This window comes from Streptomyces sp. NBC_01390, assembly GCF_045040105.1.
GTDB lineage: Bacteria > Actinomycetota > Actinomycetes > Streptomycetales > Streptomycetaceae > Streptomyces.
This window is the reverse complement of sequence record NZ_CP109551.1, coordinates 6,117,537-6,134,057: the sequence shown is the minus strand read 5'-3', so window position 1 is coordinate 6,134,057 and position 16,521 is coordinate 6,117,537. Positions and strand designations below refer to the sequence as shown.

The window sequence follows — 16,521 nt, the reverse complement described above, 5'->3', positions numbered from 1 at the left end:
CTTCCGTCGGCATCGTTATTTCCTGGTCCGGGTGCGCAGGCCCGTCACCGACACCGCGAAGCCGATCAGGGCCAGGGCGGCGATGGAGAGGGTGGCGGCGTACATCGCGTCCAGGAAGGCCCGGTCGGCCGTCGTCGCCAGTTCCGGTAGGTGGAGGGATTCGGCCAGCGCGCGGGCCGATTCGGCGGAGGTGCGGGCCTGTTCCGCAGCGGCTGGTGACAACAGTCCGTCATCCAGAGGGAGTTGCGCGTCCGACATTCGCGCCCGGTACACCCCGGACAGGATCGAACCCGCCATCGCCACCCCCAGCGTGCCGCCCACCTGACGTGTGACGCTGTTGACGGCCGAGCCTGCGCCCGCGAGTTGGGGTGGCACCCCGCTCATCATCACGGCCGTGACCGGCGTACCGACCAGGCCCATGCCGAAGCCCTGGATCCACAGCAGCGCGGCGATGAACCAGAGCGGCGTTCCGCCGTCCAGCCACGCGTACGCGATGTACGTGATCGCCGTGGCCATGACTCCCGCCGCCACCGTCCAGCGGGCCGTCAGGCGGCGGCTCATCGCCGGGGACGCCTGGCTGCCCAGGACGATGCCGATCGCGGCGGCGATCATCACCAGGCCGGCGTCGGAGGGGGAGAGGCCACGGGGGCCCTGGAGGTAGAAGGCCGCGTAGAAGAGGTGACCGGCCAGTGCCATGAAGGCGATCAGCAGGACCACGCTCCCGGCCGCGAACCCGGGTTGCCGGAACAGTCGTACGTCCAGGCTGGGCGCGGGCGACCTGCGCTGGGCTGCGACGAACGCGGCCAGCAGTGCGCCGCCCAGGAGGAGGGGGAGGAGGACGTGAGGGCCGTACCAGGCCTGGCCGTTGCCCAGTTCGATGATCCCGAACACGACCCCGCCGAGGCCGGCGACCGACAGAGCCATGCCCGGCAGGTCCAGCTGTCTGCGCCTCGGCCCCTTCAACTCCGGTACGACCGCCGCCACTCCGGCCATGCACAGCGCGACGATCGGTACGTTGACGAGGAACACCGAGCCCCACCAGAAGTTGCTGAGCAGCGCCCCGCCCACCACCGGGCCCACGGCCACCCCGAGCCCGCTGGACGAGCTCCAGATCGCGATGGCCCGGGTGCGCTTCTCCTCCGGGGTGCTCTGCACGATCACCGACAGCGTCGCCGGCATCAGCAGCGCGCTGCCCGCGCCCATCACGGCCCGCGCCACGATCAGCCAGCCGGGCGACGAGACGAAGGCGCCGGCTCCCGAGGCCACGCCGAACAGTGCCAGGCCCGCGAGGAGCGTGGTCCGGGGGCCGAAGCGGTCCGCCAGCGCGCCGCCCGCGAACAGGGCGCCGGCGAAGACGAGGGTGTAGGCGCTCGCCACCCACTCCAACTCGGCCGGGCTCGCGCCCAGTCCGTCCGCCGGGTCCGCCAGGGTGGTGACGGCGACGTTGAGGACCGAGGTGTCCAGCCAGATCAGCATCTGCGCGCAGACCACGACCAGGAGAACGTGCCACGAGGGTCGTCGAGCGGCCTTCTCCGTGGCGCCGGGAGCGCCTACGGCACCCGGACCGCCCGCGTCGCTCATATCGCTCGTTCTCACTTCGCCCATCGGACGACGCCTCCGTTGCCCTCGTAGGTACGCAGTACTCGGTCGATCAGCGCGTCCGCCGCGCCCGTGTAGTGGGTCGGGTCGAGCAGGTCCGACAGCTGAGAGGAGGTGAAACCGGCCGCCAACTCCGGTTCGGGAGGGAGGAGTTCTATGAGTAGCTCGGTGAGGGGGCGGCCTGTGGCGGCCGACTCGGACGAGGCCGTCGACAGGAGCTTCTTCGCCCGGGCCTTGCCGAGCACCGGGGCCAGTGCCACGGCCAGGCGCTCGGTGACGACGGCACCGCCGGTCAGTTCGAGGTTGGCCAGCATGCGGTCCGGGTGAACCATCAGGCCCTCGGCCAGCTCCACCGCCGTGTGCGCCGCGCCGCCCGCCAGCCGCAGTGCCTCCCGCAACGGCTGCCACTCGGCATGCCACTCCCCGGCCGGGCGCTCGTCCTCCGCCAGCAGACACTGGGCCAACACCAGTGCGTACGACGGGACTTGACGCGCTGCTGACACGATCAGGGTGGCGAGTGCGGGATTGCGTTTCTGCGGCATCGCGGACGAGGAGCCCCGTCCCTCCGCCGCCGGTTCGGAGACCTCGCCGAGCTCCGTACGGGACATGGTCCGCACGTCGAGTGCGAACTTGCCGAGCGCCCCGGTGACCAGCTGAAGTACCGCGCCCAGCTCGGCGATCGGCGTGCGTACGACGTGCCACGGCAGCGTCGGCTCCGCCAGGCCCAGCGCCTTCGCGAACGGGGCCAGCAGCTCGACTCCGCCCTGCGAAGCTCGTTCCGGACCGCCGTCCAGGGTTGCGTACTCGCGGTACGCCGCCAAAGTGCCTGCAGCGCCGCCCAGTTGGGCGGGGAGGGCCGACGCCACCGCGCGTACTCGGGTCAGGGCGTCCATGACCAGCTGGAGCCAGCCCGCCGCCTTCAGGCCGAAGGTCGTGGGGACCGCGTGCTGGGCCAGGGTGCGGCCCGCCAGGACGGTGTGGCGGTGGGTGTCGGCGAGTGCGGCCAGGGCGTTGGCGGTGCGTTCGAGGTCGGTGGTGATCAGGGTGAGTACGCGGCGGGCGATCAGCATCGCGGCCGAGTCAAGGATGTCCTGGCTGGTCGAACCCCGGTGCACGTACTCGGCGGCGGCCGGGTCCTTGGCGGCGACCGCCTCGGTCAGGGCCGGGACCAGCGCGACCACCGGGTTGGCGGCGGCCCGGGCCGTGTACGCCAGGGCTACCAGGTCGAAGTGGTCCGCGTGGGCCTCCGAGGCGATCGCCGCCACCGCTGCGGCGGGTGTCAGCCCCACCGCGAACTGGGCCTGCGCCAGGGCCACTTCCACGTCCAGCATGGCCTGCAGCCAGGCCTCGTCGGTGACCTCCGCCGCCGCGGGCGTACCCGCCCAGGTGGGCGCGAGCAGCCCCGCGTCGGTGCCGGCGGACGCAGGGTCCATTCTCGCGTTCATGCTCATCCACTCCCTGCGCCTGAGATCTGAGGTGCGAGCAACCCGGCTTTTACCGCGGGCAGTTGGAACGTCTTGGATGTCCCGGCCCACTCCAGGCCCAGCACCGCCCGTGCGATGGCGTCCGAGTCCTCCAGCGTCACCGAGCCCACGCCCGGTCTGATGCCGACCGCCGTCACCCAGCGCACCCCCTCCGTCGGCACCCCGAAGGCGAACCGGCGCGGGTGCGGGCGTCCGGACGCGTCCAGCAGCCGGGGCGCACCGCCGGTCACCGCCATCCCGCCCGTCTCATGCGGTCTGTCTGCCTCGTGCGGGTTGTGGCCGCCCGGCCGGTACGGGACGCATCCTCCCTCCGCCAGCAGCCCCCGCAGCAGCGGACTGGTGCTGCGCCGCAGGTCGATGTCGGGCAGCCGTGCCTCGACCAGCGCCCTCACCAGCACCGGCGCCTGGGACACCCCCTCCGCGTCCACGAGGAAACCGGCCTCGCCAAGGTCGCCCGCGTCACCCGTCGGACGTATCCGCATCCCCGGACCGACCACGTGCAGCACCTCGGCCTCGATCAGCGCGATCAGCTGCTCGATGCGGAACGCGGGCGGGCCGATCGACGTGAACGCGTTCAACGGCGTGTACCAGCCGTCCAGTTCGGCCCGGTACGACTCGCCGACGACTCCGCCGTGATCGACCACCAGCCGGACCTCGTTGCGCAGGTCACGCAGGGCGTCCAGCGCCGCCTTCAGCGGGCCGTTCACATTGCCGAGGCGGGCGGCGGCGACGTCCTGGCGCAGATACCCCAGCAGCCAGCGCCGGAAGTCGACGCGGGACGTGAAATGTCGGTCCCCGTACGGGCGTTCAACGCGTCGCCAGTCCCAGCGCTCGTCCGGGGGTACGTCGAACCGGTCGAGCAGGACCGGCTCGGGCTCGCGGCCCGCGAAGCAGGACCGTACGAACTCCGCCGCCGCCCAGGGGCCTTGGGCGGCCCGGATCCACGCCTCGTAGTAGACGGTCCGGACCTCGCGGTCGATAAGGGGCCAGATATCCGCACGGAAACCGACGGGACGTCTCCGTAGTCCGGCGATGACCTCCGGGGTCAGGAAACGGGGATGGTGGCGGCCGAGCGCGCCCTTCTCGTTCTCGCCGCGCGCGTGGTACGGCACTCCGCGCCGCGAACCGGCGTACAGCAACGGCTCGTTGCCGCTCGGGATGTACACGAGCCCGCTGCCTTGACCGCCCGGGTGGCCCTGGTGGCCTTGCTTGAAGGTGCCGCCGCGGCCCTCGGTGAGCAGGGCCAGCTGGTCGAAGAAGTTCAGCCCGAGTCCGCGCAGAGCGACCGGTGTGCCGGGACCCAGGGCGCTGAGATCGGCGTCGGCCGGGTTCGCGGGGCCCACGTAGGTCACGCCGGAGCCGGCACGGGTGGGTGCGTGGCGGGCTGCGAAGGAGCGCAGTTCCCGTTCCTCCCCGGTCGGGGTGGACTGGCCGTGGCCCAGGGCCAGTACGACCGCGTCCAGGCCGGTGAGCCGTTCGCCGTCCGCCAGGGTCACCGTCTGGGTGCTGTCCGGGGCATCGGCCAGCTCGGTGGCTGTCGTCCGGTGGGTGTGGACCGTGAACCCGGGCGGGGCGGTGTGCACGAGGTGCTGGAAGACCCACTCCAGGTAGTGGCCGTGGAAGGCACGGGTCGGGTAGGTGTCCGGGCCGAGCCGCCGTGCCTCCGCCAGGACCCGGGCCGGGTACGCCTCGGGTCCCAGGGTGAGCGCCCACTCGTAGAGACTCGGGCCCGGTATCGCCGGGCCCGCGCACGGCACGCTGTCGTCGGTGAACAGGGTCACCTGGGAGGCGACGGTGTTCATCAGCAGCTCGGCCGGCTGGTCGGTGCGCCACACCGCGCCCGGGCCGGGTGGGTACGGGTCGACGAGATGCACCACGACCGGGCGACGGGCCTGAGGCGCGTTCGCACAGAGCCGCTCCAGCACCGAGAGCCCGCGCGGACCGGCGCCGATGACGCACACTGTGAGAGCGTCACGGGAGTTACCCGAGTCGGGCCGGACCTCGGGCTCGGGCTCGACCTCGGGCTCTGGTTGGTACGCGGGTCGGGGTTCGGTCATTCCTGGCCCAGCCCGTCGCGCCAGCTCGGCCGCAGCGGCTTCCAGCCAAGTTCCGTACGTGCACGGGAGTTGGACGCGCCGGACGCCGACGTGAGCTGGTGGGCCATGAACCAGCCGAGCAGCCGGGGTGCCATCGTCGCCGGGATCGTGCGCGGCGGCGGGGCGTCCAGCGCGCGGGCGAAATGGGGCAACCACTGTGCGGCCGGGGCCGGTTCGTCGTCCGTGATGTGGAAGGCGCCGGTGACCTCCGACTCCACGGCCGCCACCGCCGCCCCCACGGCGTCCTCCACATGCAGGAACGAGGTGATCCCGGCCCTGCCCTCGGGCAGCGGGAACTTCCCGGCCAGCACCCGCCCCGCGGTCCCGCCGCCGGTACGGGCGTACGCGGTGCCGGGGCCGTACAGCGTCCCGTAGCGCAGCACCAGCCCGCTCAACTCCGCGGGCGACTCCAGTACTTGAGCCTCCAGTTCGGAGACCGCCCGCACGGTGGCCGCCCAACCCGGGTCCGGGGCGTCCACGTACAGGGGGGCCGCCTCGTCGACGACCGTGTCTCCGGTCGGCGCGGCGGCGAAGGCGATGGACTGCGCGACCAGCCGCCCGGCACCGGCCGCACGAGCCGCCGCGATCAGATTGGCGGTGCCCTCGGTGCGCAGCCGGGCGGTCTGCGCGAAGGCCTCCGGCGGGTCGTCGCGCAACAGCCGCAGCGCCGACAGCTGATGGACGACCACCTCAGGGCGTACGTCCGTCACGGCGGCCAGGAGCGCTTCCCGGTCGAGGGCGTCGGCGACCACGATCGCGTCGGCCTCCGGGGCGCGGGACCGGGACTCCTCCCGTACCAGCGCGCTCACTTGGTGACCCCGTGCCCGTAGCGCGGCCACCAGCGGATGTCCGACCACTCCGGTGGCTCCGGCGACAAGTATCCGCACGGTGCTCAGTCCTCCGTACCGTCGTGAGTAAGGGGAGTTGGGTGAGTAAGGGGGGTGCGTACGCGCATCAGCAGACGGCACGCCTTGTCGCCGTCGCGCAGGCAGGTCTCGGCGCGGTTCTCGGTCAGGGTGACGCCGAGGCCTTCGGACCAGCCCGCGTGGATGTCGGTGCACGGACACTGGTAGCCGTCCAGTGAACCGGCCATCCGCACCATGGTGACGGCGAAGCTCCGGCGCAGGGTGAGGACGATCAGACCGTCCTCTTCGGCCACTTCCTCGACCTCCGTGGAGGCGTTGCGCAGTTCCGGTGGGAACATCCGGTCGCCGCAGTCGTCGTACCGGCGGCGCAGTTCCTCCAGGTCCTTGCGGGTGTCGCCGGTGTCGGGGAGTGGGCCGGAGAGGCGGCCGACGCGTTGTCCGACGTGGGTGGCGACCTTGCGCAGTGCCTCTGCGTTGAGCTCGTTCGCGGCCTCCTGCCCGAACCGGCTCGCCACCCCCTGGTACCAGTTGGCGTCGTGCTGCCACCACAACCGGTACGCCTCGCTCGCCCGGGCGCGGTGGTTGACGCCCTCGGCGCCGGTGCTCATCGCTGCTCCTCGACCATGGCAGCGGCGAAGCGGTCGCGCATCACTCGTTTCAGCACCTTGCCGGTGGCGCCCTTGGCGACGTCGTCGGGCTTCATGCGCAGGGCGCGCGAGACAGGGGGGAACCCGGCTGACTCGAGGGCTGTGTTGACCCGGTCGGTCAGCTCCCGGTCGCTCAACTCGCCGTCGGACAAGTCCCCTTCGGGCAAGTACGCGTCGGCGAGTTGGAGTAGTGCGTAGGCGTGTGCCAATCCGTCGCCGTCCCAGTCCGCGCGTACGCCGTTGTCGGCGACTCCGACGACTGTGCAGTCCGCCAGTTCGGGCAGCTCGCGGAGCAGGAGTTCCTCGGTGCGGGTACTGAAGACGACCCCGGCGGGGGTGCGGATGGCGTCGGGGGCGCGGTCGAGGTGGTAGAAGTTGCCGTTCTCGTCCTGGTGGGCGAGGTCGCCGGTGAGCCAGTAGCCGCCGAGGCGCATACGGTTCCAGGTCAGCGAGTCGTTCCAGTAACCGGGCGTGAGGGTAGGCGACTTGAGGCCGAGGCGGCCGATCTCGCCGGGCGGCAGCGGGGTGCCGTCCTCGGCGAGTACGGCGGCCTCGGCGAAGCTGATCGGCCTGCCGACGCAGCGCGAATAGGCCGAGGTGTCCTTGGTGTGCCGGTTGTGGAAGACGGAGTAGCCGGCCTCGGAGGAGCCGAGCCCGTCGACGAAGACGGAGCCGTCGACGCGGGTGCGCCGCAGGTCCTTGCCGATCGTCTGGTGGCTGCCGTGCCGCACGAGGGCCCGGATGTGTGCCTCGTGGGCCGCGTCCCCGGTGTTGAACCACACCTGCACGCTGGACAGGTCGCGGGCCGAGAGGTCCTCGGCGGCCATCTCGCCGAAGGTCCCGGCGAAGGCCAGCACTGTGGTGGGCCTGAACTCCTCGATGGCGTCGAGCACTTCGGTGCCGCGCTGGCTGGAGAGGAGCTTGATGTCGGTGCGCAGGAGGAGGCAGTAGAGCAGCGTGGCGACCATCGCGTTGTGGGCGCCCGGCAGCCCGACCAGGGTGCGTTCCATGTCGGTGCCGGTGGAGTAGCGCAGGCGGTGCAGTTGCGCGTACATCAGCGTCCGGTGGGTGTGCGGAACGCCCTTGGGCATACCGGTGGTTCCGGACGAGTGCGAGATGAGCACCGGGTCGGAGGGGTCGTGACGGTAGGGGTGCGAGGCCGGGAGTGAGGCCCGGTGTTCGGGGCGGATGTCGGCGGCGGTCGCGCAGAAGCGGAGACCTCCGGGGGCCGAGGACGCCGACTCCGCCACGGACTGTTGCGCCAGTACGTCGTGGTGCTCGGGGTCCGTGAAGGCGCCTACTGCGCCCTGCCGTCGTACGTACTCCCGCGCGATGTCGGGCGGCAGGTTGCCGTTGACGAACGAGGGGATCGCGCCGAGCGAGGTCAGCGCCAGGAAGTTCACCGCGAACTCGGCGCTGGAGTGGGAGTGGAGGGCTACCGGGTCGCGGGGGCGAACACCCTGGGCGACATACCAGCCCGCGTAGGTCTCGACGGCCTCCTGCAACTCCCCGAGCGTGAGGTGGGTGGGGTAACTGCCGTCCGGTGCACGCCAGTTGCCGTCGGTCCGAAGAACGACCTCGTCGCGTGGACGGTCGTACGCCGCCAGCCGGGCCAGGATGTTACCGGCGCCCAGTTCGGTGTCGGAGCAGATCCGGGCCCGCTCCTGCCTACTGATGAGCATGGGTGTGCGTCTCCGTCTCGGTACTTGGTTCGGCGTGGGCGGTGGCCAGTTCGAACAGGCTCTGGATGCTTCCGAGTTGCTGAGCCGACCGGGCGGTCTGGGTTGGCCTGATCGACCCCTGCGCCCCCGCCGGCCCGTCGTCCGGTCGGCCGAGGAGTACCGCCGCCGCCAGGCCCGCCGATGCGGGGAGGGCTGGGACCGGGCGCCCGCTGTCCGCTGCCAGTTCGCGGTGGACGGCGGCCACGCGTTCGCCGCCGCCGAGTTCCACGGCGAGCACCAGGACCCGGTCGAGTTCCGGTTCCTCCAGCAACAGGTCGGCCATGGCGAGGAGTTCGGTCAGTGGGTCGTCGAGCGTGGAGAGGCTGAGCATCTGGCCCGTGATCCCGAACTCCCGACTCATGTGCCCCAGCACGGAGTTGGCGGTGGCCTGCATGAACAGCAGCGGGTTGTGGACCCGCCCGGACACCATGCGCCGGCTGGCCAGGTCCGCGGTGGTGGTGTCACCCATCAGGCTGGCCAGCGCCACGGCGGTACGGTCGCCGTCCCCGGAGCGCGCGGTCAGACACCTGCTGCCGACCTCGTACGCCAGCGGACTGAACGCCGACTCCACGAAGCCGGGCAGCTTCGGGAGGGCGATGTCGTCGTCCCGACCGGTGTCGTGGGTAGCCGTGGCGGCGGCCAGGACCGACAGGTAGGAGCGCTGGTCCGTGAGGTGGGTCTCGTCGGTCGGGGTCACGGCCGCTCCAGGACGAGTGCGGTGTTGGCGCCACCGAAGGCGGCGTTGATGGTGAGGGCCCGGCGCACGTCGGCGGGGCGCGGGTCGTTCGGCACGTAGTCGAGGTCGCACTCCGGGTCGGGGCTGCCGTAGCCGGCGGTCGGCGGGAGTACGCCGTTCAGCAGGGCCAGCATCGTGATCACGAACTCCACGACACCCGCGGCTTCCAGGAGGTGGCCGGTGGTGGACTTGGTCGAGCTGACCGGTATCGACTCGGCGTGCTTCGGGAAGGCTGCGCGCAGGCCCCTGGTCTCGGCGCCGTCGTTGTACTTGGTGCCGGTGCCATGGGCGTTGACGTAGTCGAGGGTCACTCCGTCCGGGTCCCCGGCCCGCCGCAACGCCTGTTGTGCGGCCCGGGCGAGGCCGGCGCCCTCCGGGTGCGGCTGGGCGATGTGGTGGGCGTCGGTGGCGGCGCCCCATCCGACGACCGACGCGAGCGGCCGGGCACCGCGCCGCCGGGCGTGCTCGGCGGACTCCAGTACGACGGCCGCGACCCCGTCGCCCAGCAGCAGCCCGGTCCGATCGGCACTGAACGGCCGCACCATGCCGTCCCGCGACAAGGCCCGTCCGGAGTCGAACTTGCCGAAGGTCTCCTCCTCGACCAGATACCCGCCCGCACAGACGGCGACCTCGATCCGCCCGGAGGAGATCAGCCGGCAGGCATGGACAATCGCGGCAGCGGACGCGACACAGGCATTGGTAAAGGTGAGCCGAGGTCCGACCAACCCCAGCTCCCCGCCCAGCAGTTCAGCGAGCCGAGCGGGCACGGCATCGGCGAATCCTGTCAACGGAGGGCCCGGCAGGGCCCCTCCAGGGGCGCGGGGAACTGCGCGACCAGCCACAACGGACCCGCGCCCTTCATACGGCGATCCCCCCGGAGCGACTGGCACAGAATCCCCGGCGCCCCGCCAATACCGGGTGACGCTCCGATGATCCCCAGCCACCCCCAGAATCACGGCGGCCTCCGTACCCGCCCCGAGCCCAGCCATAGCCAGCGCAGCGCCCCCGCACAGGCCGAGCGCGTCCCGCAACGCCCACCCCTCGACCGCCTCCGCCCCGTCGGGCGCGGCAGCGGCAACCGCCGTCCGATACGGCCCGGTGTCGAACCGTGTCGTGGGCCGGAACGCCGGCACCCCCGCGAACACCCCGCGCCGCAACGCCTCCGCACCCTCACCGAACGCGGTCTGCACCCCGTATCCGGTCACCGTCACTTCACGCGTCATCCCGGGCGCCCCCCTTCCGGGCGGTACGCGGGTATTCGGTACGCAGGTGTTCGGCGCGCAGATACTCGGTGAGCCGCCGCAGCGTGGTCAGCCCGGCGATGTCGTCGTCGGTGGGCTCGACGACCAGGCCGTACCGCTCCTCCACCACATGCAGCAGCCACACCAACCCGAGGGAGTCCAGGACCAGTTCGGCATCCGCCCCGAGGTCGTCGGGCAGCCCCGGGAAGACCTTGCGGTCCGACAGCAGCTCCCGTACGGAGTCGGTGTCGATGCCGGAGGCCCCCGTGCTCGTACTCATGCCTTCGCACCGCGTCGGACGACCTCGGCGACGAGCCCGCCGAGGGTCAGGGTGGCCAGGGGTTCGATGTCGGTGTCGGGGATCTCCACACCGAACCGGGACTCCAGGCGCAGGGTGAGTTCGATCAGGCTCAGGGAGTCGACATCCAGCCCGCCGACGGTCACCGGGCTGTCGTCCGTGATGCCGTCGCGGCTCAGCAGGATGTTCATCTCGTCGATGACCGACGTCAGAACGAACTCGCGGATCTCGTCTTCCAGGGTCGACGTACTCATGATCACTTTCTCCAGTGGGGGAGTAGAGCGCCCTTAATAGGGGCGCGAGGAACTGCGCGACAAGCCACAACGGACCCGCGGCCAAAGGACAAAGGACAACCGGCGACACCCGGCCCGACCCCGCCCTACCCAGCGGAGCGCAACGTCGCCGCCTGTCGCACCAACTTGCCGTTGGACGTGCGCGGCAGTGCGTCCAGCAGCCGGATCACCCGGGGCACCTTGTAGTCGGCCAGCCGCTCCCGGCACCAGCGCAACAGCTCCTCGGGGGAAGGGCGTTCGACGCCGGCCGTGACCGCGACGTACGCCTCGGTCACGTCCTCGTGGACCAGGACCGCCTGTTCGACGGCCGGGTGCTCGCGGAGTACGTTCTCCACCTCGGTGAGGTCGACCTTGAGGCCGCCGACGACGACGAGGGAGTCGGTGCGCCCCCGCACCAGTACCGCGCCGGTGGCGTCCAGCGTGGCCCGGTCCCGGGTGTGCAGCCAGCCGTCCGTGTACTGGGTGCCACCCGAGTCGAAGAGGTACGGCGACTCGTCGAGGGCGACGTCCAGTTCGCCCCGTGCCACGCGGATCGAGACACCCGGCGCCGCCCGGCCGACCGAGGGGCGCAGCGTGCCGCCGACGTCGATGGCGACGATGCCGGTCTCGGTGGTCCCGTACGCCTCGCCGACCTCGACGCCGTACAGCCGCGCGAAGCCGGCCGCGACCTGCGGGGGCATGATCTCGCCGCCCGACACCGCGAGCCGCAGGTCGGGCAGCGCGAGGTGGTCGGTGGCGGAGGCGAGCAGTTCGAAGTGTGTCGGTACACCGAACAGGGCGGTGATCCGGTGCTCCAGCGCGGTCCGCAGGATGTCGCGGGCGGACACGCGGGGCGCGAAGACGACGGAGACGCCGGCGGCGAGGGAGTACAGCAGGCCGCCGATCAGGCCGAAACTGTGCGCCGTCGAACTGAGCAGCAGCAGCCTGTCGCCCTCGACGGGCATGTCCGGGACGCCGGTGAACCGGTCCACCTCGTCGGCGAGCGACCGGGCGGTCCTGCCGATGACTTTCGGCCGTCCGGTGGAGCCCGAGCTGAACTGGACGAGGCGGTGCCCGGTGGTGGCCGCCAGACCGGTTCTGCGCCGCTCGGTGACGACCTCGTACTCGGAGCGGAAGCCGAACGTGGCGCGGACGTTGGAACCGGCGCTGACCATGAACTGCGGTCGGCAGGACGCGCAGAGCGCCGCCACCTCGGGCGGTTTGAGCCGGAAGTCGAAGAGCAGCACCTGCGCGCCGAGCCGCCACAGGGCGAGCAGCACCTCGATCTGGGTGAAACTGGGCGGGGTCCGCAGCCCCACGGTGCTGCCCGGCCCGATCCCGTACCCGGCGAAGACGGCGGCCTGTTTGGCCACCCGCTCCCGTAACTCGCCGCGCGTGACCATCTCCTGTTGGTGTGTCAGATACGGCAGGCGGTCGTCGTGCGCGTCGAACAGCCGCCCCACCAGCGGGGTGAGCTCTGATTCGAGTTCGCCCATCGGACCTCAGACCTCCTTGCAGAACTCGCCGATGGGCAGCCCCACATGGCGCTTGTCGGCGGCCAGGTAGCCGAGCAACTCGTCGCCGGTCCGCAGCTCGGTGACGTTGAGAACCTTGCCGCCGGGGCCGAGCACCCGTACATGCCAGTCGTCCTGCACGGTCAGGCTGACCAGCCGGCCGTCCTCGGCGTGGGTACGGATCTCCAGGAGCGGCCGGGATTCGAGTTTCGCCCGCCCGACGACGACCCGTCGGGTACGCCCGTCGGCGCCGACGGCGAGGAGCGCGCTGCCCGAGCCGACCTCGCTGAGGTAGCTGGTGCGGTTGTCGGGGCCGAGCGTGTACGAGTGCAGGGCACCCGCGTTGACCCGGAACGGCCTGGTCGGCATGTAGGGCAGGGGGTGGGTCTCGCTGCAGCACAGCACGAAACCGGAGGAGTAGGAGCCGACGAGGATGCCCTCGTCCTCCTCGAAGTGCGAGCAGGTGTCCACGCAGACCCGGTCGCCGAGTCCGACGTGCCGGATGCTCTCCACGGTCAGCGTGGACAGCTCCAGTTGGGGTGTCGTCGCCTCCAACAGGCGGGCCAGCGCGAACACTTCGTCGGCGCTGCGGGGCGTGAAGAGGATGCCGTCCGAGCCGCGTTCCAGCACGTCGAAGACGATGGCCGCCTCCTCCAGGCCGTCGACGACCGTCACGAGCTGGCCCTCGGCGGACTCGGCGGCGGCGAGCACGATCTCCAGGGGGATCTTGGTCGGGTCGGCGAAGTGGATGACCGTGTACGGCAGCACCATGGCGCCCGCGCACGACAGTTGCAGGGTGCGGTCGTCCCGTACGTCGATGAACCCGGAGACGGGCGTGCCACCGGCGCCGCCGGTGCCGGCCCGGTGTTCGGCGGCGAGCGCGTCCAGCTCGTCCTGGGTGCCGAACTTCCGCAGGAGCACGTCGAATCCGGATCCGGTGCCGGTCGGTGAACCGCCGGTCCCGACAGGGGACTTGGCCTCCTTGTCCGCGCCCTTCGCCTCCTTCGCCTCCTTCGCTTCCTTCGTCTCCTTGTCGCCGGGCTTCTTCGCAGCGGTCGTGACCGGGCCACCGCCCGCTGGGACCAGCACCCGCGTGACCGTCGGGGGCAGGGTCCCGAGCAACTCGGCGTCGGCGGCCACGACTCCGGCCATCCGGGCGTGGATTGCCGCGTCCACCACCGCCTGGAGCTGCGGACGGGGGACTTCACGCAGGTCGATCCATGCGAACCTCATGCCACTCCTGCCACGATCGTCGAATAATTAGCCATGCGCATGTCATGAGAAAGTTCGGTGTTCCCGCCGTGCACGACCGCCGAGAGCCGGGACACCAGTGCGGCAGGCGTCGGCGAGGAGAAGATCCGGCGCCCGATGGCCAGGCCCCGGCAGCCGGCGGCCATCACGGCGGTGCCGTACTCGACGAGGTCGGAGCCGTCCGGTGGACCGCCGGCCGCGAGGACGGGGATGGGGCTGTTCGCCACCACCTCGGCCATGCGCTCGATCGGCAGGGCGACGGAGGTCTTCACCAGGTCCGCGCCCAGGTCGGCGGCGACATTGGCCAGGTGGGCGAGAAGGGCCGGATCGCGTGGGTCCTCGATCCGGGGGCCGCGCGGATACACCATCGCGATCAGAGGCATGCCCCACGCGTCGCAGGAACGGGCCACCGCCCCGAGGTCCGCCAGTTGCTGCGCCTCGGTGTCGGAGCCGATGTTCACATGGACGCTGACCGCGTCCGCGCCGAGCGTCAGCGCCTCCTCGACGTCGGCGACCAGCACCTTGGCGTGGACGTCGGCGGAGCAGGCGGTACTGGCGCTCAGGTGCACCACCAGCGCGCAGCTCCTCAGGATGTCCGGCGCGAAGGACCGGGCACGTCCCTTGTGGACGATGATCCCGTCGGCGCCACCGGCGACGAGCGCCCGCAGCAGGTCGTCCCACTTGTCGGCAGGGACGATCGGACCGTCCGAGACGCTGTGGTCGAGGGGGACGAGCAGATGCCGGTCGTCACCCGCGAGCGAAAGTCTCCTCAAGCGTAATTGCTTGCCGGTTTTCAGCATGGGTAATGAGCCCTCCCAGCCCGGAGGTCGCATTCCAGAAAGCCGATAACCGCGACATTCTGCTGCGATTCTCCGTGTCCGAAAATCGATGGTTATAAAACTTTCAAGTTAAGCGATCACGAGCATTCACGTGTGACTGGCGGTTGGCAAGGTGTAACCGTGGACAAATTTTTATACGGTTTGCGGCATTAATATTGACAGGGGATTGACAGGTTGCGTGGGGTTGACGTGGCCTGGGCGTACTGTTCGTGCACTCTATGCGCGTTGGGGCGTTCTGCCCCTCCTGTCACCGCACTTGAAGCTCTATTGAATGGGCTTCTTGTCGAAATTGAATTTCGGTGATTAGGGTGACTCCTCTCCCCACTCAGGACCTGGAAGTGACCCCCCATGCCTGAATTACCGCTCAAAACCGCCGATCTGCCTACGACGGCGACGGCGACCACGGCGAAATCCGAGGCCCCGCGGGTGGCCGCGGCGAGCCTGGTCGGCACGACGATCGAGTACTACGACTTCGCCGTGTACGGCACCGCCTCCGCGCTCGTCCTCGGCCCCGCCTTCTTCCCCTCCGGCAACGCGACCCTCTCGTCCATGGCCGCGTTCCTCACCTTCGCCGCGGCCTTCGTCTCCCGCCCCCTCGGTGTCGTCCTGTTCGGCACGATCGGCGACCGGCTGGGCCGAAGACAAGCCCTGGTCATCTCGCTGCTGCTGATGGGCGTGGCCACGGTCGGCGTCGGCCTGCTGCCCACCTACGAGAGCGCCGGACTCCTCGCCCCCGTACTGCTGGTGACACTCCGTCTGCTCCAGGGCGTCAGCATGGGTGGCGAGTGGGGCGGGGCGGTGCTCCTCGCCGCCGAACACGCGCCGCCCGGCCGCCGCGCGCTGTACGCGTCCATCCCGAACGTCGGCCCCTCGCTCGGCTTCCTGCTGTCCACCGCGGTCATCCTGCCCACCATGAACATCGTGGGCATGGAGGGCTTCACCGACTGGGCCTGGCGCATCCCGTTCCTGCTCAGCACCGTCCTCGTCGCGGTCGGCCTGTGGGTGCGTACGACCGTCTCCGAGTCCCCGGTCTTCAAGTCCGCGGTGCGGGCCCAGCCGCAGGCACCGGCGCCAAGTTGGCCGTCGGCGCCCCGCTTTCCGCTGGGGACGATTTTCCGGCAGTACCCCCGCCGGCTGCTGCTCGGCACCGGCGCGGCGATCGGCGGCTCGGCCGTCTACTACCTGACGATCGTCTACAGCCTCTCGTACGGTCCGAAGGAACTCGGCATCCCCCGCAACACGATGCTCACCGCCGCGAGCATCGGCGCGGCGGCCGGAATCGCCATCACCCTTCCGGTCGCCAGGCTGTCCGACCGGATCGGTCGCCGTCCGCTGATGCTGGCCGGAGCCGTCGGCAGTGTGGTGTGGGCGGTGCCGATGTACGCCTCGCTCAGCTCACGCAACGGGTTGGTGATCACCGGCGCCTACACGGTCGGTCTGATGTTCCTCGCGCTGATGTTCTCCCCGATGGCGGCCTTCCTCTCGGAACTGTTCCCGGCCCGGCTGCGCTACACCGGCGCCTCCGCCGCCTTCATCCTCGCCAACACCCTCGGCGGCGGCTTCGCCCCGTCCATCGCCACCTGGCTGAACAGCCACTGGGAATCCCCGCTGGTCCTCGGCTTCTACACCGGCGGCCTCTGCCTGGTGAGCCTCCTGTGCCTGCTGGCGCTGCCGGAGACCCGGGAGCACGAGTTCGACGTCTGACACTTCCCTCTCCCTTCTCTCTTCTTCCGTTTGGCGGAAAGTGCGTAGTCAAAAGGCATTACAGGGATGCAGGAAAATGTACTACCAGGAACAAAGTGCCCTTTCGGTGAATTCGGACCGCGGGTGCGATGTTTCCGCGGGTGCTCTACTGTGAGCCGACGTGAGGCGCGAAGTGCTCACCGTTTTGCTCACTGGTAAGGAGTTCCCGATTGGCTACTCACCGTTATAAATCCCGGTCGGCGCGATACGGATT

Annotated in this window: 14 protein-coding genes; 1 reads left to right on the top strand and 13 read right to left on the bottom strand. The window is 70.6% G+C overall.

Going from position 1 to position 16,521, the window contains the following annotated elements; genetic code table 11:
• Positions 1-15: 15 nt before the first annotated feature.
• The 13 genes from OG241_RS27610 to OG241_RS27550 form a co-directional block, all read right to left on the bottom strand.
• Entirely contained in the window at positions 16-1,596 is a 1,581-nt protein-coding gene (locus OG241_RS27610) for an MFS transporter (RefSeq protein ID WP_405818878.1), read from the bottom strand.
• Entirely contained in the window at positions 1,593-3,050 is a 1,458-nt protein-coding gene (locus OG241_RS27605) for an adenylosuccinate lyase family protein (protein WP_405818877.1), read from the bottom strand. The genes OG241_RS27610 and OG241_RS27605 overlap by 4 nt, the downstream gene beginning before the upstream one ends.
• A complete protein-coding gene (locus OG241_RS27600) occupies positions 3,047-5,140 on the bottom strand; it encodes an FAD/NAD(P)-binding protein (protein WP_405818875.1) in 2,094 nt (697 codons plus the stop codon). Before OG241_RS27600 ends, OG241_RS27605 begins: the two co-directional genes overlap by 4 nt.
• Positions 5,137-6,066 carry an NAD-dependent epimerase/dehydratase family protein gene (locus OG241_RS27595; protein ID WP_405818873.1) on the bottom strand — a complete coding sequence of 310 codons (930 nt, stop codon included), beginning with the start codon at positions 6,064-6,066 and terminating at the stop codon, positions 5,137-5,139. Before OG241_RS27595 ends, OG241_RS27600 begins: the two co-directional genes overlap by 4 nt.
• A 5-nt stretch (positions 6,067-6,071) precedes the next feature.
• Positions 6,072-6,653 carry a hypothetical protein gene (locus tag OG241_RS27590; RefSeq protein ID WP_405818871.1) on the bottom strand — a complete coding sequence of 194 codons (582 nt, stop codon included), beginning with the start codon at positions 6,651-6,653 and terminating at the stop codon, positions 6,072-6,074.
• The gene (locus OG241_RS27585) at positions 6,650-8,374 is read right to left on the bottom strand and encodes a class I adenylate-forming enzyme family protein (protein ID WP_405818869.1); all 1,725 of its coding nucleotides are present in this window, start codon (positions 8,372-8,374) and stop codon (positions 6,650-6,652) included. Before OG241_RS27585 ends, OG241_RS27590 begins: the two co-directional genes overlap by 4 nt.
• Positions 8,361-9,110, bottom strand: coding sequence for a hypothetical protein (locus OG241_RS27580; RefSeq protein ID WP_405818867.1), 750 nt, complete (start codon positions 9,108-9,110; stop codon positions 8,361-8,363). The genes OG241_RS27585 and OG241_RS27580 overlap by 14 nt, the downstream gene beginning before the upstream one ends.
• Positions 9,107-10,372, bottom strand: a complete 1,266-nt coding sequence (locus OG241_RS27575; RefSeq protein ID WP_405818865.1) for a beta-ketoacyl-[acyl-carrier-protein] synthase family protein — start codon at positions 10,370-10,372, stop codon at positions 9,107-9,109. The genes OG241_RS27580 and OG241_RS27575 overlap by 4 nt, the downstream gene beginning before the upstream one ends.
• Entirely contained in the window at positions 10,362-10,670 is a 309-nt protein-coding gene (locus tag OG241_RS27570; RefSeq protein WP_405818863.1) for an acyl carrier protein, read from the bottom strand. Before OG241_RS27570 ends, OG241_RS27575 begins: the two co-directional genes overlap by 11 nt.
• Complete coding sequence (locus OG241_RS27565; protein ID WP_405818861.1) at positions 10,667-10,942, bottom strand: acyl carrier protein; 276 nt, start codon at positions 10,940-10,942, stop codon at positions 10,667-10,669. Before OG241_RS27565 ends, OG241_RS27570 begins: the two co-directional genes overlap by 4 nt.
• Positions 10,943-11,067: 125 nt before the next feature.
• Complete coding sequence (locus tag OG241_RS27560) at positions 11,068-12,456, bottom strand: class I adenylate-forming enzyme family protein (protein WP_405818859.1); 1,389 nt, start codon at positions 12,454-12,456, stop codon at positions 11,068-11,070.
• Between the two features lie 6 nt (positions 12,457-12,462).
• Positions 12,463-13,707, bottom strand: a complete 1,245-nt coding sequence (locus OG241_RS27555) for a 3-dehydroquinate synthase II family protein (protein ID WP_405818858.1) — start codon at positions 13,705-13,707, stop codon at positions 12,463-12,465.
• Positions 13,704-14,525, bottom strand: a complete 822-nt coding sequence (locus OG241_RS27550) for a 2-amino-3,7-dideoxy-D-threo-hept-6-ulosonate synthase (protein ID WP_405818856.1) — start codon at positions 14,523-14,525, stop codon at positions 13,704-13,706. Before OG241_RS27550 ends, OG241_RS27555 begins: the two co-directional genes overlap by 4 nt.
• Positions 14,526-14,912: 387 nt before the next feature.
• Between OG241_RS27550 and OG241_RS27545 the strand changes: the two genes are divergently transcribed.
• A complete protein-coding gene (locus tag OG241_RS27545; RefSeq protein WP_405818854.1) occupies positions 14,913-16,268 on the top strand; it encodes an MFS transporter in 1,356 nt (451 codons plus the stop codon).
• Positions 16,269-16,521: the final 253 nt, after the last annotated feature.

What these genes read in the sequence shown, in the direction of transcription:
- OG241_RS27600 (WP_405818875.1), bottom strand. Translation starts at nt 5,140, where the DNA reads ATGACCGAACCCCGACCCGCGTACCAACCAGAGCCCGAGGTCGAGCCC.
- OG241_RS27545 (WP_405818854.1), top strand. Translation starts at nt 14,913, where the DNA reads ATGCCTGAATTACCGCTCAAAACCGCCGATCTGCCTACGACGGCGACG.
- OG241_RS27585 (WP_405818869.1), bottom strand. Translation starts at nt 8,374, where the DNA reads ATGCTCATCAGTAGGCAGGAGCGGGCCCGGATCTGCTCCGACACCGAA.
- OG241_RS27555 (WP_405818858.1), bottom strand. Translation starts at nt 13,707, where the DNA reads ATGAGGTTCGCATGGATCGACCTGCGTGAAGTCCCCCGTCCGCAGCTC.
- OG241_RS27565 (WP_405818861.1), bottom strand. Translation starts at nt 10,942, where the DNA reads ATGAGTACGTCGACCCTGGAAGACGAGATCCGCGAGTTCGTTCTGACG.
- OG241_RS27605 (WP_405818877.1), bottom strand. Translation starts at nt 3,050, where the DNA reads ATGAGCATGAACGCGAGAATGGACCCTGCGTCCGCCGGCACCGACGCG.
- OG241_RS27575 (WP_405818865.1), bottom strand. Translation starts at nt 10,372, where the DNA reads ATGACGCGTGAAGTGACGGTGACCGGATACGGGGTGCAGACCGCGTTC.
- OG241_RS27550 (WP_405818856.1), bottom strand. Translation starts at nt 14,525, where the DNA reads ATGCTGAAAACCGGCAAGCAATTACGCTTGAGGAGACTTTCGCTCGCG.
- OG241_RS27570 (WP_405818863.1), bottom strand. Translation starts at nt 10,670, where the DNA reads ATGAGTACGAGCACGGGGGCCTCCGGCATCGACACCGACTCCGTACGG.
- OG241_RS27590 (WP_405818871.1), bottom strand. Translation starts at nt 6,653, where the DNA reads ATGAGCACCGGCGCCGAGGGCGTCAACCACCGCGCCCGGGCGAGCGAG.
- OG241_RS27560 (WP_405818859.1), bottom strand. Translation starts at nt 12,456, where the DNA reads ATGGGCGAACTCGAATCAGAGCTCACCCCGCTGGTGGGGCGGCTGTTC.